This window comes from Pseudomonas sp. GL-R-19 (assembly GCF_019956375.1).
Classification (GTDB): Bacteria; Pseudomonadota; Gammaproteobacteria; order Pseudomonadales; family Pseudomonadaceae; genus Aquipseudomonas.
Map to the genome: position 1 here is coordinate 1 of NZ_JAHBDJ010000029.1, position 17,167 is coordinate 17,167.

A 17,167-nucleotide genomic window follows, 5' to 3' on the forward strand; every position below is an offset into this window, starting at 1 on the left:
TTCAAAATCAATGTGACTGACACACCGCCATCGCGAGCAGGCTCGCTCCCACAGGGGGACCGCGTCGCTGATCACTACGCCATACGTCAGGCCAAACTCTCGCTGATCTGCGCCGCCAGTTGCGCCAGCATCCCCGGCACTTCCTGGACCATTTCGCCCATGCGCGCAAAGTCGTGGGTCATGCCGGCCTTCACCTCCAGCACCACGGCTTGCCCCCCGGTCCGCAGTTGCTCGGCCCAGGCAAGGCCTTCATCGAGCAATGGATCGTACTCGGCCAGCCACAGGATGGTGGGCGTCAGCCGTTGCAGGCGCTCGGCGTACAGCGGCGAAAATCGCCAGTCGTTGCGGTCGGCTTCGCTGCGTTGATACTGCTGGTAGAACCACTCCAGCGTGGTGGCTTCCAGCAGATAGCCTTCGGCGAACCGCGTAAGAGACGGGCGCTTTTTTACCGCATCGATCACCGGGTACAGCAACACTTGCAGGCGCGGTACAAGCGGCCAACCCAATGGGTCCTGGGCAATGGCGATGCACAGCGATGCCACCAGGCTGCCGCCGACGCTGTCCCCGGCCAGTGCGATCCGTCTCGCATCCAGCCCCAGCCCTTTGGCACCGGTGATGGCGAGCCAACGAGTGATGTCTTCGGCATCGTTGTAAGCGGTGGGAAAACGGTGTTCCGGTGCCAGGCGATAATCCGCCGACAACACGGCAAACTCCCCGGCCAGCGCCAGGCGTCGGCACAGGGTGTCGTGGGAATCGAGGCTGCCCACCACGTAGCCGCCGCCATGGAAGTACAACAATACCGGGAGCGGTGCCTCGTCCGGTTGCGGTTGCGGTTTGGCGTACAGCCGCGCATTGAGTAAATGCCCGTCCCGCGCCGCTACGCTGACCGCTGTCACTGTCAACGTGTCCGTCGGGGCCGCATCGAGTAACTGTGAGGTCTGTTCGAATTGCTGCCGCGCTTCGCCAGGGCTCAGCTCATGCATGGGCTGGCTTTTGCCACTGAGACGGCCGAACTCGGCCAGCTCTAGAAATCCTTCGATGTCCGGGTGGAGTGCCATGGGCGGTAGTCTCCAAAAATAAACAGGCTCGCCCAATAAACGAACCGTGAGGACCGTTCATTAGGGCGAGCCTGTTTTTGTCGCGGGCAAGCCCTAGAGCTGCGGCACCACCTCCCGTCCAAGCGCCGCCAGCACGGCATCCAGGCACTCATCCTGCTGCAGGATATCGAAGTGGCCGGCCGTCACCGTTTGCACCTTGCGCAGCCGTGGTTGCTGACGCTCCAGGGTCGCGCGTTCGGCTGTCGGGTTGCCATCGGCCCACCAGCAATGCAGCTCGGCTTGCGCAATCGGCAAGGTTTCGACCTGCCGTGACAGCGCCTTCAAGCGCGTGCTGACCATGAATGTCTGGGCCAACTCGTCGGCGCCGAGCAGCGCGTAACCGCTGGCCTGATCGCTTTGGCTTTCGATCACCGCGCGTATGATCCGCGCCACGGCGTCGTGGTCCCCTGTCGACTCGCTACTCAACACCCGGGCGATCACCGCATCGTCCATGCCCAGGGTGACACCAAGGAATTCGGACAAATCCGCGCACCACTCCTCCGGGCTGGCGACGGCATTGGCCTGGGTCGGCACAAAGCTGTCCACCAGACCGAGGAACGCCACACGCTGGCCCTGCCGTTCGAACTGGTCACTCACCAGCAACGCCAACGCCCCGCCCAGCGACCAGCCCAGCACGTGATACGGCCCTTGGGGTTGCCGGGCGCGGATCGCCTCGACGTAGTCGGCGGCCATCTGCGCCAGCGAGGTGTCGTGCCACTGCCGGTCGAGCAGCATCCGGCATTGCACGCCGTACACCGTGCGCTCACCCTCCAGGCGCCGCGCCAACGGCTCGTAATCGAACACTGTGCCGAAACCGGCATGCAGGCAGAACAGCGGCGGCTGATCACTCACCACCTGATTAAGCAGCAACAGCGGTTGCGGACTCTGTCGCAGCGGCTGTTCATCGACACCGGACAACCCGGCAATCGTCGGCCTGGCCATCATGTCCCGCAGCTTGAGCTGGAAGTTCGGCTCATTCAGGGCACGCACTTTCGAGATCACCTTGAGGGTGCGCAGCGAGTCACCGCCCAACTCGAAGAAGTTGTCGGTAATGCCAATCTTTTCGATGCCCAGCACCTGCTGCCAGATGTCTGCCAGCGCCCATTCCAGCGGCGTGCGCGGTGCCACGTAGTCGCGACCGGTGAAGGCCGGGGTCGGCAGGGCCTTGCGGTCGAGCTTGCCGTTGGGGGTCAGCGGGAAGCGCGGCAGCACCACGACCTGCGTCGGCACCATGTAGTCGGGCAGGCTTTCGCGCAATGCCGCCTGACAACGCGGGCCGAGGCCGTCGTCTTGCGCCGCGACCACATAGCCCACCAGTTGCGGCCCCTGCCCGTTGTCACGCACCACCACCAGCGCATCGTTGATCCCGGCCTGCTCGCGCAAGCGGGCTTCAATTTCGCCCAGTTCGATGCGGAAGCCCCGCACCTTGACCTGATGGTCGATGCGCCCGACGTAGTCGAACACGCCATCCTCTCGACGGCGCACCAGGTCACCGGTGCGGTACAGGCGCCCACCCTCGGTGCTGAACAGGTCGGCGACGAAGCGCTCGGCAGACTGCCACGGGTGGCGATGGTAGCCGCGCGCGACACCGCGCCCGCCGATGTACAACTCGCCGACCATGCCCACCGGCAGCGGGTTGAGGTCCATGTCCAGCACGTGCAGGCTGCGGCTGCCGACGCGTTGGCCAATCGGCGCGTACATCGCCTGGCACTGGCCGTCGGCGGCGATTTTCCACAGCAGCGGCGTGACCACGGTTTCCGTCGGGCCGTAGCCATTGACCAGGAATTGCGGTTTGAGTGTGTGCTTGACCCGTTCGAAGGTGGCGTCCGGCACCGCATCGCCACCGAAGCAATAGATGCGCACCGGCGGCGGATCGCCACCCTGCAGTTCGGCGTGTTCGGCCAGTTGCAGCAGGTACGCCGGCGGGAAGCAGGCGACGCTGATGCGCTGGCGGTGCAGCACGGCCAGGGTCTGTTCGGCGGTCCACAAGGTGTTGTCGCGGATCACCAGGGTCGAGCCGCTGATCAGCGCGGTGATCCAGCGCTCATGGGCGCCATCGAAGGCGAACGACATGAAATGCAGTTCGCGATTGTCCGGGTCCATCTCGTACAGCTTGGCGATGGCCTGCACGTGCATGCTCAGCGGCCCGTGGGCCACGGCGACGCTTTTCGGCTTGCCGGTGGAGCCCGAGGTATAGATCAGGTAGGCCAGTTGCTCGGCATGCACCGCGCATTGCGGTGCAGGCACCTCGACGTCGAGGTTCAAGCGATCCACCGCGACCATCGCCGTGCCTGGGTTGAGTTGCGCTGAATCACGCAGACGCTCCTGGGTCAGCAACAGGCGCATGTCGCTGTCGGCCATCATGTAGCGCAGTCGTTCCTGCGGGTATTGCGGGTCCAGCGGCACGTAGGCGGCGCCGCATTTCATCACCGCCAGCAGCGACACCAGCAGTTCCAGCGAGCGCTCCATGAACACGCCGATCACGTCTTCGGCCTGCACGCCTTGTTGCAGCAGATGCACCGCCAGGGCATCGGAGCGCCGGTCCAGTTCGGCGTAGCTCAAGTGCTCGGCGTCGCGGTCGGCATAACTGAGCACCAGCGCCGTGTGATCCGGTTGCAGTCGCGCACGCTGACGGATCAGTTCGTGCACCGGCGTCTCGTCACCCCCGGCCATCACTGGCAGCTCGCCGTCCAGCGCCCGGCCTTCGTCCAGGGTCAGCAGGCCCAGCTCACCGACGGCGCGCCCGGCGTCGTCGCACAGGCGCTGCATCAGGCTTTCCATGTGGCTGCGCAGGGTTTCGACGGTGGCCAGATCGAACTGATCGCGCTGGTGCATGTACTCGATGCGCAGCCCTTCGTCGAGGCTGACCATCAGGTCCATGGCGAAGCTGGTCAGGCCGAAATCGGACACGTCCTCGAAGCGCAGGGAGTCGCCGTTCCACTCGCGCAGGGTGCGGTCCACCGGCTGGTTTTCGAACACGATGATACTGTCGAACAACGCCTGCCCGCCCTGCCCGGCCCAGCGCTGGATATCGCTGAGCGGGGTCTGCTGAAAGTCGCGGATGTCGAGGTTGTAGGCCTGGATCTCCCGCAGCCAGTCGCCGACGCTGGTTTCGGTCGGCACGCTACTGACCACCGGCAAGGTGTTGATGAACAGCCCGAGCATGTTCTCCGAGCCGTTGAGGGTTTCCGGGCGGCCGGACACCGTGGCGCCGAAGGTTACGGTGCGCTGGCCGGTGTAGCGCTGCAACAACAGCAGCCACGCGGCTTGCACCAGGGTGTTGAGGGTCACTTGCTGTTGCTGGGCAAACGCCTGCAAACCCGCGGTCTGCTGTGCGCTCAGGTGCGTGTAGATCGCGTGATAACCCGCTTGCGGCGCCTTGACCGGCAAGGCGCGGGCCAAGTGCGTGGCGCCTTCCAGATTGCTCAGTTTGCCTTTCCAGAAGGCCTCGCTGGCTTCGGCGGCTTGCTGGCCAAGCCAGTGGATGTAGTCGCGATAGGTAGCCACCGGCTCGTGCTCCTCACCGCTGTAATGACGCAGCACTTCACCGATCAGGCGCGACACGCTCCAGCCGTCCATGAGGATGTGGTGGTAGGTCCAGATCAGGCGATAACGGTCGTCCTCCAGACGCACCAGCAACAGGCGCAACAGCGGCGCACGGTTCAACGAGAAGCCGCGTTCGCGCTCCTCGAGGGCCAGTTGCTGGACGCGCTCAGGCTGATTTTCCAGCCCGCGCCAGTCCAGTTCGGTGAGCAGGGACGGCGCGTCACGCAGCACCACTTGCAGCGGTTCCTTGTCGCCTTCCCAGAGGAATGCGGTGCGCAGAATCCCGTGACGTTGGGCAGCATCGGCCCAAGCCTCGCGAAAACGCGCCCCGTCAACGCCGCGCACGCCCACTTCGATCTGGTTGACGTACAGCCCCGAGTCGCCGTCCTGCACCGAGTGGAACAGCATGCCCTGCTGCATCGGCGACAGCGGATAGACGTCTTCGATTTCGTCCGCCGTCAATTCCAGCGCCTGACACTGCGCTTCACTCAGTTCGATTTTTGCTACCGGTACAACCAGCGTCGGCACGGCTTGATCCGCACCGACCGGCTGGGCCACCGTCGCCAGTTCGGCAAGGGTCGGATGGCTGAACACATCCTTGGGGGAAATGCTCAACCCAGCCTTGCGTGCGCGGCTGACGGCCTGGATCGAGACGATGGAGTCGCCGCCCAGCTCGAAGAAGTTGTCCTGCATGCCAATCTGCGGCACTTCGAACAATGCTTGCCACACCGCTTGCAACGTCGCTTCCACGGCATTGCGCGGAGCAACGTATTCGCGCACTTGCGGGTCCGGCTGTGGCAATGCGCGGCGGTCGAGTTTGCCGTTGGGTGTCACCGGCAACTGATCGAGCAGCAGCACGTGGCTCGGCTGCATGTGCTCGGGCAGCGCGTTGCGCAGGTGTTGCTTGAGTGGATCAAGGGCGGCAGGACCTACGACGTAAGCCACCAGTTGTTTGGATTTGCCGACATCGAGGGCGATCACCACCGCTTCGCGCACCTGTGGATGCTCCAGCAGACAGGCCTCGATTTCCCCCAGCTCGATGCGCAAGCCACGGATCTTCACTTGATGGTCGATGCGCCCGACGTATTCGATCACGCCGTCTTCGCGGTAGCGCGCCAGGTCGCCGGTACGGTACAGACGCTCGCCCTGCTCACCGAACGGGCTGGCGACAAAGCGCTCGGCGGTCAGGTCCGGGCGGTTGTGATAACCACGGGCCAGGCCGATGCCACCCAGGTACAGCTCACCGACGCAACCCTGGACTTGCGGTTGCAGACTGTCGTCGAGGATGTAGGTCACCAGATTGGCAATCGGATATCCGATCGGCACGCTGATGCCGCCGTCGTCGACACAGGTCCAGTGGGTCACGTCGATGGCCGCTTCGGTCGGGCCGTACAGGTTGTACAGGCCGACATTGGGCAGCACGCGGAACAGGCTGTGCTGCAAGTCCGCCGACAAGGCTTCACCGCTGCACAGGATCTGCCGCAGGCTGGCGCAACGTTCGAAGCCTTCGCCCTGGACAAACGCCTGCAACATCGACGGCACGAAATGCAGGGTGCTGACCTGGTACTGCTCGATCAGGCTGACCAGTCGCGCCGGATCGCGATGGGCACCCGGTTCGGCCACGGCCAGGCGTGCACCCACCATCAGCGGCCAGAAGAACTCCCAGACCGACACGTCGAAACTGAACGGGGTTTTCTGCAACACGGTGTCGCGCCCGTCCAGTGGGTACGCGCCCTGCATCCACGCCAGGCGGTTGTACAAGGCATCGTGACGGTTGGCCGCGCCCTTGGGTTTACCCGTGGAGCCGGAGGTGTAGATCATGTAGGCCAGCGATTGCAGCTCGACCACGCAGGGCAGGTTTTCTTCGCTCAGACCTTCGAGCAACGGCGCCATGTCGTCCAGGCAGATCGCCGTGGTGGCGGCTGGAATCGGCAACTGTTGCAGCAGATGCCGCTGGGTCAGCAGCAGGTGTACGCCGCTATCTTCGAACATGTGGTCCAGGCGTTCGCGCGGGTAGTCCGGGTCCAGCGGCACGTAGGCGCCACCGGCTTTCATGATCGCCAGCAAGCCGATCACCAGTTCCAGCGAGCGCTCGGCGGCGATGCCCACCAACACTTCGGCACCGACGCCCTGGCTGCGCAGGTAGTGCGCCAGCCGGTTGGCCTGTTGGTTGAGCTCGCGATAGCTGAGGGTCTGGCCGGTAAACACCAGGGCCGGTGCGTCCGGTGTCTTCAGTGCCTGGGCTTCGAAGCACTGGTAGACCGGGTGCACATCCGGCCAGGCCTGCGCGGTGCGGTTGAAGCCTTCGACCTGCTGCGTCGTTTGCGCGGCATTGAGCAGGCTCAAGCGCCCCAAGGGCTGTTGCGGCGCACTGACCATGGCATCGAGCAACGCCAACAGACGTGCGCTCAAGCCTTCGATGGCTTCGGCGCTGAACAGCGCCGTGTCGTAGTTGAAACGCAAATCCAGGCATTCGCCCAGTTCGGCGGCAATGGCCAGGGGGAAGCTGGTCTGGTCGTGGTTGCTGATACCGGAAAACTTCAACGCGCTGGCGTTACCCTGCTCCAGCGCTTGCGCCACCGGGTAGTTTTCGAACACCAGCAGGGTGTCGAACAGCGCCTCGCCGGAGTGACCGGCCCAACGCTGCACGTCCGCCAGCGGCGTGTATTCGACTTCGCGCAACCTGAGGTTGAGCGCCTGGACTTCATCGACCCATTGGCTGACCGTGCGTTCGGGGTGCGGTGTGGCGATCACCGGCAAGGTGTTGATGAACAGTCCGATCTGCTGCTCGATGCCTTGCAGTTCGCTCGGACGACCCGACACCGTGGCGCCGAACGCCACAGTCTGCTGCCCGGTGTAGCGCTGCAACAGCAACAGCCAAGCCGCTTGCAGCACGGTGTTGGGCGTGACGCGGGCCTGACGGGCAAAGCTGCTCAGGCGTTCGGTAGCTGCGCGACCCAGGCTCAGGTGCAAGGTGCGATGAGCATCGCCCTGCACCGCCCCAGGCGTCGGCAAGGCGCCGGCCAAACGGGTCGGCTCAGTGAACAACTGCAATTGCTCCAGCCAGAACGCTTCGCAGGCGGCACGGTCGCGCGTGCCCAGCCAGCTCATGTAGTCGCGATATCGGCCAACACCCGGCGCCGGCATGACACCCGAGTAGCGTTGCAGTACTTCGCCGAACAACTGCGAGGTGCTCCAGCCGTCCAGCAAGATGTGGTGGTTAGTGAAGATCAGGTGATGGCTGTCATCGGCGGTCTGCACCAGCGTCAGGCGCAGCAACGGCGCCAACGTCAGGTCGAAACCGCGCAAACGGTCGTCCTCAGCCAGGCGATCCAGCGCTTCGGTCACCTTGGTTTGATCGCGCCAGTCGAGCACGGTCAGCGGCAACGTCGCGTCGGCCAGGATCACTTGCAGCGGCCGCGAGCCGTTGCTTTCGCTGAAGAACGCCGCGCGCAGCACCTCATGGCGCTGCAGTGTCTGTTGCCAGGCATCGCGGAACGCCTCGACGTCGAGCCCCTGCACATCCACGCGCATCTGCGGCACGTAGGCCCCGGCATCCGGGGCGAACAGGCTGTGGAACAACATGCCTTGCTGCATCGGCGACAGTGGCAGGATGTCTTCGATCTGCCCCGCCGTCAGCGGCAAGGCATCCAGCTGCGCCTGATCGACGCGCACCAGCGGCACGTCGCTCGGGGTCAACCCGCCGGCACCGCTCAGGCAATGTTCGATCAGCTGCTGCAGTTCCAACCCATAGGCATCGGCCAGACGCTGCACGGTCCGCGGTTTGAACACTTCGCTACTGAAGGTCCAGCTTAAGCACAGTTGCCCGGCGTAGACCTGGCCGTTGATGCTCAGGCCCCGGTCCAGTCCAGCCGACGCGCCCTGTTCGGCGCCACTGCTTTCCCGGGCCGGACGCCACGGCGCCTGTTCGTCGAAGCTGGCGTCGAACTGGCCCATGTAGTTGAAGGTGACCTGCGGCGACGGCAGATCCTCAAGGCCGGCGTCGGCCAGATAGCGCAGGATGCCGAAGCCGATGCCTTTGTCGGGCACGGCGCGCAGCTGTTCCTTGACCGCTTTGATGCTCGCGGCCAGATCACCCGCCGGGGTGAGTTTCACCGGGAAGATCGAGGTGAACCAGCCCAGGGTGCGGGTCAGGTCGATGTCGTCGAACAGGTCTTCGCGGCCGTGGCCTTCCAGTTTGACCAGCGTCGATGATTGACCGGTCCAGTTGCCCAGCACCCGTGCCAATGCGGTCAGCAACAGGTCGTTGACCTGGGTGCGGTACGCCGCCGGGGCATCCTGCAGCAGTTGGCGGGTCAAGGTGCTGTCGAGCACGGTTTCCACGCTCACGGCATGCTGACGGGCCAGACTGCCCTGGGGATTGTCGGCGGGCAGTTCCACCTGCACGTCGCGGTACTGGTCTTGCCAGTAACTGACCTGGCTGGCCAGTTCAGCACTTTGCGCATGGGATTGCAGGCGAGCGGCCCAGGCCTGATAGGCGCTGGTTTTCAATGGCAGACGCAGAGGTTGAGCCTGCTGCGCTTGTTGATACGCGGTTTGCAAATCTTCCAGCAGCAATCGCCAGGACACGCCGTCCACCGCCAGGTGATGCACCACCAGCAACAGGCGCTGACCCGCCGCGCCCATGTCCACCAACAAGGCGCGCAACAGCGGGCCATCCTGCAGATTCAGGCTGGCTTGCGCGGCGTTGCACAGCTCCAGCAACTCATCGGCATTGGCAGCCTGGCGCCGCCACAGCACCTCGACGCTGTTCCACTGCTCGGCCTGGGCCTGTTGCCAGACGCCATCGACATTACGCAAACGCAGGCGCAATGCATCGTGATGCTCAACCAATGCGACCAAGGCCTGTTGCAGGCTGGCGCTGTGCAGCGGCTCGCGCAGGTCCAGCAGCAGCGACTGGTTCCAGTGATGCAGGGCCTCGATGTCGTGTTCGAAGAACCAGTGCTGGATCGGCGTCAGCAACACTTCGCCACGCACCGGTCCCTGATCGATCACCAGCCCGGCGCTGCGTACAGCGACCTTCGCCAGGCTCTGCACGGTCTGGTGCTGGAACAGGTCCCGGGGGGTAATGCGAATCCCGGCCTGACGCGCGCGGCTGACCACCTGGATCGAGATGATCGAGTCGCCGCCCAGTTCGAAGAAGTTGTCGTCGATGCCCACGCGCTCAAGCTTGAGCACGTCCTGCCAGATCGCTGCCAATTCGGTTTGCAGCTCATCGTTCGGCGCCGTGTAAGCCTGCTGCGCCAATGCTGCGTCGGGCTTGGGCAGTGCACCACGATCAAGTTTGCCGTTGCTGGTCAGCGGCCATTGCTCGAGTTTGATCAGATGCGCCGGCACCATGTAGTCCGGCAAACCGGCCTGCAAGTGTTCGCGCAGGGACTGGCGCAAATCGCTGGCGTCGCCGCTCGCGGTAAACCATGCGACCAGCTGCGGGCTGCCATTGACCTCGGGCGCCAGCACCAGCGTTTGTTCGATGGCCGGATGGCTTTGCAGGCGATCCTGGATTTCCCCCAGTTCGATGCGAAAACCACGGATCTTCACTTGATGGTCGATACGTCCGGCGTACTCGATGCTGCCATCGGCGCAGTACCGTGCCAGATCGCCGGTGCGATACAGGCGTGCCCCGGTTTCGTTGGTAAACAGGTCCGGGACGAACCGAATGGCGGTCAGATCGGGCCGCCGGTGATAACCACGGGCCAGGCCGGCACCGCCGACATACAACTCACCGACGCAGCCTTTGGCCACCGGGTTCAGGCTCGGGCCGAGCACGTACCAGCGCAGATCACTGATCGGCTCCCCCAGCGGCGAGTTGTTGGCGCCATCGAGGTCGGCGCGGGACAGTGGACGGTAGCTCACGTGCACCGTGGTTTCGGTGATGCCGTACATGTTGATCAGCAACGGTTGCCGGTCATCGAAGGCGTCGTACCACGGACGCAGGCTGGCCACGTCCAGCGCCTCGCCGCCGAACACCACGCAGCGCAGGGCCATGTCTTGTGCGTTGGCGCAGGCGAACGGCAGCAACTGGCGAAAGGCCGAGGGCGTCTGGTTGAGTACGGTGACGCGCTCGTCGCTGAGCAAGCGGGCGAAATCTTCCGGGGAGCGGCTGGCCGCGTGGGGCACCACCACCAGCTTGCCGCCGTAGAACAGCGCACCAAAGATTTCCCACACGGAAAAGTCGAAGGCATAGGAGTGGAACAGGCTCCACACATCCTGCCCATTGAAACCGAACCAGTGTTCCGTAGCACTGAACAGGCGCGTCAGGTTGCTGTGGGGCAGCAGCGTGCCTTTGGGTTTGCCGGTGGAACCGGAGGTATAGATGACGTAGGCCAGGTTCGCTGGCGCGGTCAGGTTCGGCAGATTGTCGGCACTGGCCTCGAGCAGCCAGTCGATGGCGTGATCGAGGCAGATCACTTCAATGCCTTCGTTCAACGGCAGGCGCGGCATCAGCGCCGAATCGGTCAGCAACAGGCGCGTGCCGCTGTCGGCGAGCATGTAGGCCAGGCGATCCTGCGGGTATTGCGGGTCCAGCGGCACGTAGGCGCCACCGGCCTTGAGGATCGCCAGCAGGCTGACGATCATCTCCAGCGAACGCTCCAGGGCGATGCCCACCAACACGTCCGGGCCGACGCCGCGCTCGCGCAGGCGATGGGCGATACGGTTGGCGCGGCTGTTCAGTTCGGCGTAAGTGAGGGTGACGCCGTCGCAGGTCACGGCGATGTTGTTCGGGTGCGCGGCGGCCTGGGCCTCGATCAGTTGATGGGCGCACAACAGGTTCGGCTGATCGCTGTTCAACCCGGCAGTGCGATTCCAGTCGAGCAAGGTGGCCTGCTGCTCGGCGGCGTCGAGCATGCACAGGTCCGCCAGGGCAACCGTGCTGTCAGTGCAAATCGCCTGCAACAGGTTCAGCCAGTGCCGGCCGAGGCGCTCGATGGTCGAGGCGTCGAACAGTTCGGTGGCGTAGACGAACGACACGTGGATACCCTCGTCGCTTTCGACGGTGTCGAGCATCAGGTCGAACTTGGTGGTCTTTTCGTCCCAGATCAGCGGTTCGACGCTCAGCCCCGGCAGGTCCCAGCGTTGCGGGCCGCCGCTGTCGCGCTGGTGGTTGAACATCACCTGGAACAGCGGCGTGTGGCTCAGGCTGCGTTCCACCCCCAGGCCATCGACCAGTTGCTCGAAGGGCAAGTCCTGATGGGCCTGTGCGCCGAGGGCCGCGGCTTTTATCTCGGCGAGAAACTGCCCGAACGGCTGGTCGGCCCGTGGCTGGCTGCGCAGCACCTGGGTGTTGACGAAAAAACCCAGCAGGTTTTCCACGTCCTGGCGGGTACGGTTGGCAATCGGCACGCCGACGCGGATGTCCTGTTCGCCGCTGTAGCGATGCAACAATGTCTGCAACGCCGCCATCAGCAGCATGAACAAGGTGCAGCCTTCGCCGCGGGCAAGATCCCGCAGTCGAGCGGTCAACGCAGTGGAGATTTCCAGCTCGACGCTGGCGCCCTGCTGGCTCGGGATCGCCGGGCGACGACGGTCGGTCGGCAGGTTCAGTGGCGGATGTTCACCGCCCAACTGCTCGCGCCAGTAATCGAGTTGACGTTCGGCCTCGCCGGCCTCCAGCCACAGGCGCTGCCAACGGGCGAAGTCGGCGTATTGGATGCCCAGCGCCGGCAGCTTCGCGGCCTGCCCGGCACTGAACTGCGCATAGAGCCGAGTGAACTCCTGCAACAGAATCGGCAACGAGCCGCCGTCGGTAACGATGTGGTGGAAGGTCAGCACCAGTACATGTTGCTGCGCATCGAGGCGGATCAGGCGGCAACGCATCAACGGGCCGTGCTGCAGGTCGAACGGCTGCTCGGCGTTCAGGGCGATCTGCCGTTGCAGTTCGACCTCGTCGCCAGCGCTGACTTCGACCAGCGGCGCATCCATCCGTGGGTGAATCTTTTGCAGTACTTGCTGATCATCGAAGACGAAGGTGGTGCGTAGCACTTCATGACGCTGCACCAGCGCGCTCAGGGTTTGCGCCAGTGCGTCGCTGTTCAGCTCGCCATTCAGGCGGAAGGCACCGGTCAGGTTGTAGGCGGTGGCCTGGGGCTGCATCTGCCAGAGGAGCCACAAGCGCTGCTGCGCGTAGGACGCCGGCAGCGTGTCTACGCTGCGGTCCCGTGGCGGAATCGGCAGCAGTTCCAGGGTCAGCCCCTGGGCGTGCATCTTCTGTTGCAACGCACGCCGGGCGTCCGCGCTCAAGCCGCAGAAACGCTGGGCCAGGGTCATCATTCTGTCCGGTGCAGCACTCATCGCGCGTGTTCCTCATCCACTTCGTCGAACAACGCTTCAAGGGCGTCTACATCGTTTTCTTTATGCTCACTGTGGTGGCGGAACTGCTCGATCTGCGCCGCCAGGCGTTCCAGGGTGTCACCGTCGAAAAACAGCTTGAGCGGGATCGCCAGGTTCAGTTCTTCCTGTATCCGCGCACGAATGCGCGTGGCCAGCAACGAGTGCCCGCCGAGTTCGAAGAAGTTGTCGTGCACGCCGACACGCTCGACGTGCAGCGCTTCGGCCCAGATCGCCGCCAGGTTTTTTTCCAGGTCGTTGCGCGGCGCGACGAAGACGCTGCGGCGCACATCGAGATCGAGCAAGGCCTGGCGATTGAGTTTGCCGTTGGGCATCAGCGGGAAACGCTCCAGCACCTGCAAGCGCGCCGGTTGCAGGTGCTCGGGCAGCGTTTCGGCCAGATGGCTGCGCAACTCGTTGAGGCGGATGTCGGCGGTGTCGGCCGGGGACACGACGAAGCCCAGCAGTTGCGGGCCGGTCGGGGTTTCCCGGGCAATCACGGCGGCGTCTTCGATGCCGGGAGCGCTGCGCATGGCCGACTCGATTTCGCCCAGTTCAATGCGGAAGCCGCGGATTTTCACCTGGTGATCGACCCGGCCCAGATACTCCAGCACGCCCTCGGCGCGATAGCGCGCCAGGTCGCCGGTGCGGTACAGGCGCTGGCCCGCCGCCTTCGCGAACAGGTCGGGGACAAAACGCTCGGCCGTCAGCGTGGCCCGTTGCAGATAACCCCGGGCAATGCCGGCACCGCCGACATACAACTCGCCTTCGACGCCCACGGCCACCGGTTGCAGGTCCGGACCGAGCACGTGGATGCGCATGCCGGCAATCGGCTGGCCGATCGGCACGCTGTCATCCGCTTGACCGAGCGGCAGCTCCCAGGCCGAACACCACACGGTGCCTTCGGTCGGGCCGTATTCGTTGACCAGCGCTACCCCCGGCAATGCCTCGCGATGTCGCTGCACCAGTGCATTGCCGCAGGCTTCGCCGGCGACGATCACACAGGCCAGCACCTGGCGGTCGAGGTGTTCGAGAATCTGTGCGTGGTAGGACGGCAAGGTCAGGTAGTGGGAAACCTTTTCGCGCTGGATCAGCTCGGCCAATCGGGCCGGGTCCTTGTAGCTGTCTTCGTCCGGCAGGCACAGGGTCGCGCCCTGCCCCAGCGCCCAGAAAACCCCGGCTACCGAGCTGTCGAAGGAGAACGATGAGAGCATCAGGAACCCGCGCAGCGGCTGACGATAAAAGCCATTGCGCGCCAGGGTCGAGGCCAGGGCGTTGGCATGGCTGATCATCACGCCCTTGGGTTTGCCGGTGGAGCCGGAGGTGTAGATGACGTAGGCCAGGTTGGCGCTGTCGCCCTGAGGCTCAGGCCGGGTTGGCGCGGCGGACCAGACTTCGGCCCCCGGTATCAGGGAAATGGTCCGTTCACTGTGTAATGCATCCGGCAGCGCCTGGCAGGCCAGCACCTGGCGCGCGCCGGTATCGGCGAGCATGAACGCCAGACGTTCGATCGGGTAGTTCGGGTCCAGCGGCAAATACGCAGCGCCGGCCTTGAGCGTGCCCAACAACGCGATGACCATTTCCTGCGAACGTTGGCCGTAGACCGCCACGATCTGGTCCGGCGCCACGCCTTGGGTGCGCAGGGTATTGGCCACCTGATTGGAACGCGCATCCACTTCGGCATAGGTCAGACGCTGGCCGTTGACGCTCAGGGCGATGCGTTGCGGATGCAGGCGCGCCTGTTCGCTGAACAGTTCTTGCAGGAAGCGGCACGGCAATGTCTGCTCGGTGGCGTTCGGGTTGAAGCCTTCGATCAGGCGGCTCAGTTGTGCGTCGTTGACCAGACTTGCCTGAGCCAGGGTCAGCTCGGGCGATGCCAACAATTGACGACTGAACTCGACAAACTGCTCCAGCCATTCGACCAGCATCGATTCGGGCAGCGCCCCGTCAAGACACGACAACTGCAACTGTTTCCCCTGAACACGCAGGCGCAGGACTTCGGGGTTGCCGTCGTCCACTTCGATAGCGCTTTCAATGGCGGCCTGATAGACAAAGCCGTAACGCAGCGGCGCGGTGCCTTCGGCGCTCAGTTCGAATTCGTTGAGGCAATCGAGCCACGACAGCGACTGTTCGACGCTGGCGGCAAACGCCACCAACGCTTGCGCCAGGGTTTGCTGGCTGCGGTGCTCGAAAGCCACCGGCAAACGCCGGGCGAAGCGTCCGAGGGTGGCGCTGGTTTGCTCGTTACGCCCGTCTACCTGCCAGCCCATCAGCAGCTTTTCCTGATGGCCGATGCGCGCAACGAATGCGGTCCACAGCAATAGCGCCAATTGCTCTGCTTCTACGCCCGTTTCGCCAGCGACCCGTTGCACGCCAGCCAACCACGGGGCGTCGATCAACGTTGCCTGATGACGAAGCAGCGTGACAGCGACGGTTTTTTCGAACGGCAAGCGATGGGCCACGGCGAACTGCTGTTGCAGATTGCGCCAGAACGCCGCGCCCTGGTGGCCGATATCCTCTTCGCGCAGTTCTTCCTGCCATGCGCTGTAGTCCAGGTATTGCAGCACCTCCTCGTCGCCGCCCAGGGTTTCACCGCGCAGCAGGCTGCCCAGTTCACTCGCCAACACCCGCAGCGAGGCCTCGTCGAAGCTGCTTGCCGGGGCCAGCAAGGTGATGAGCGGCTGCCCTGCTCCGTCTTCAACCTGCGCCACCACCAGCGCCTGATTCGAATCTTCAACCATGACTTCACGGCTGCGGCTCAAGGCCTCGGCCACCGAAGGCTGGCTGCCCAGCAGTGTGAGCGGCAGCGCATCGCACAGGCTTTGCACCGGCCACTTCATGCCCCGCAGGCGGCGGTACAGCGTGCGCAGGATTTCATGGCGCCGGCCCAGTGTTTCCAGTGCCGTGCGCAACGCCTGAGTATCCGCTGGCCTGGCGACGGGCAACGTCAGCGCGGCGAACAGCGGCCGTGCGCCCAGCTCCTGGGCACGCAAATAAAAGGCCTGCTGGGTCGAAGTCTGGAATACGTCTACCGAAGGTTCGAGGGCGGTGGTGTTCATGTCGGGTGTCCTTATTCCTGATCCAGGTCGGCGCTTTTCTGCGCGATGGCCATGGCCGTGAGGATTTTTCTGTAGCCGGTGAATTCGTTGCGCGCATGCACGCTGAGGATGTTGTCGAGCAGCACCACGTCGCCCTTCTCCCAGGCGAACTCGACCATCACCTCGCGGTAGATGCCTTGCAGGTGGCGAATCACCTCGTCGGGAATCGGCGAGCCGTCGCCGAAGAAGGTGTTCTGCGGCAAGTCTTGCGGGCCGAATTCACGCAGCAGGTTGTCGCGGATGCTGTCCGGCAGGGTCAGTGCGTTGAAGAAGGTGCCGTGGTTGAACCAGATGCGCTCGCCGGTCAGTGGGTGGCGCACGATGGCCGGGCCGTTTTGCCGGGTGCGCAGGCGGTTGCCCGGTTTCCACTCGGCCTGGATGCCGATTTTGCCGCAGTAGGCTTCGACCTCGGCGCGGTCCTCGCTCTGGAACACGGTCTGCCATGGCAGGCCCATGCCGTCGCCGTAGTTGCGCACGTACATGATGCGTTTGCGGGCAAATTCTTCGCGCACCGCCGGGTCGATCCGCGCGAGGATCCGGCGGGTATCGCCAAAGGGTGTTTCGCCACCGGTAGTCGACGGCGTGTCGCAGTAGAAATACAGGTGACGCGGGAACACCGGCGAATAGGAGTGTTCGTTGTGCGGGAAGATTTTCTCCGCCGCCGGGTAATCGGTGGAGCTGTAGATCTTGAACTGGCCGCTGATCTGGGTCCGTGGCGAGGCGCGGAACAGGTACTCCAGGGCACCGCCGGAAATTGCATCGACGCAGCGATTGAACTCGCCGATATCGGCCACCTGGAAGCCACGGAACAGGATCACCGCGTGTTCCAGCAGCTTGCTGTCGATCAGCGCGCGATTCTGGCTCGCCCATTCCACCAGGCTTACGCCGGACACAACCGGACGGCACACCAGCGGCATGCTGAGGCCTTCGAACATCGGTGCGAAACTCACCAGCCGCGTCGGATCGGTGGACAGGCTTTTGCGGGCACCACGACCCATCTTGGGCATGGACCTGGTCGTTGAAACGGTCATAAACCCCTCCAGAAAATGATGACGGCGACGCTCGATGGCGCCTCCG

General features: G+C 64.3%; 4 protein-coding genes. All 4 read right to left on the minus strand.

Features of this window, described 5'->3' with window-relative positions:
- Positions 1–86: 86 nt before the first annotated feature.
- Positions 87–1,058, minus strand: a complete 972-nt coding sequence (locus KGA83_RS16075; protein WP_223530162.1) for an alpha/beta hydrolase — start codon at positions 1,056–1,058, stop codon at positions 87–89.
- A gap of 93 nt (positions 1,059–1,151) precedes the next feature.
- Positions 1,152–12,956, minus strand: a complete 11,805-nt coding sequence (locus KGA83_RS16080; RefSeq protein ID WP_223530163.1) for an amino acid adenylation domain-containing protein — start codon at positions 12,954–12,956, stop codon at positions 1,152–1,154.
- Entirely contained in the window at positions 12,953–16,051 is a 3,099-nt protein-coding gene (locus KGA83_RS16085; protein ID WP_223530164.1) for a non-ribosomal peptide synthetase, read from the minus strand. Before KGA83_RS16085 ends, KGA83_RS16080 begins: the two co-directional genes overlap by 4 nt.
- A gap of 11 nt (positions 16,052–16,062) precedes the next feature.
- Complete coding sequence (locus KGA83_RS16090) at positions 16,063–17,121, minus strand: TauD/TfdA family dioxygenase (RefSeq protein WP_223530165.1); 1,059 nt, start codon at positions 17,119–17,121, stop codon at positions 16,063–16,065.
- Positions 17,122–17,167: the final 46 nt, after the last annotated feature.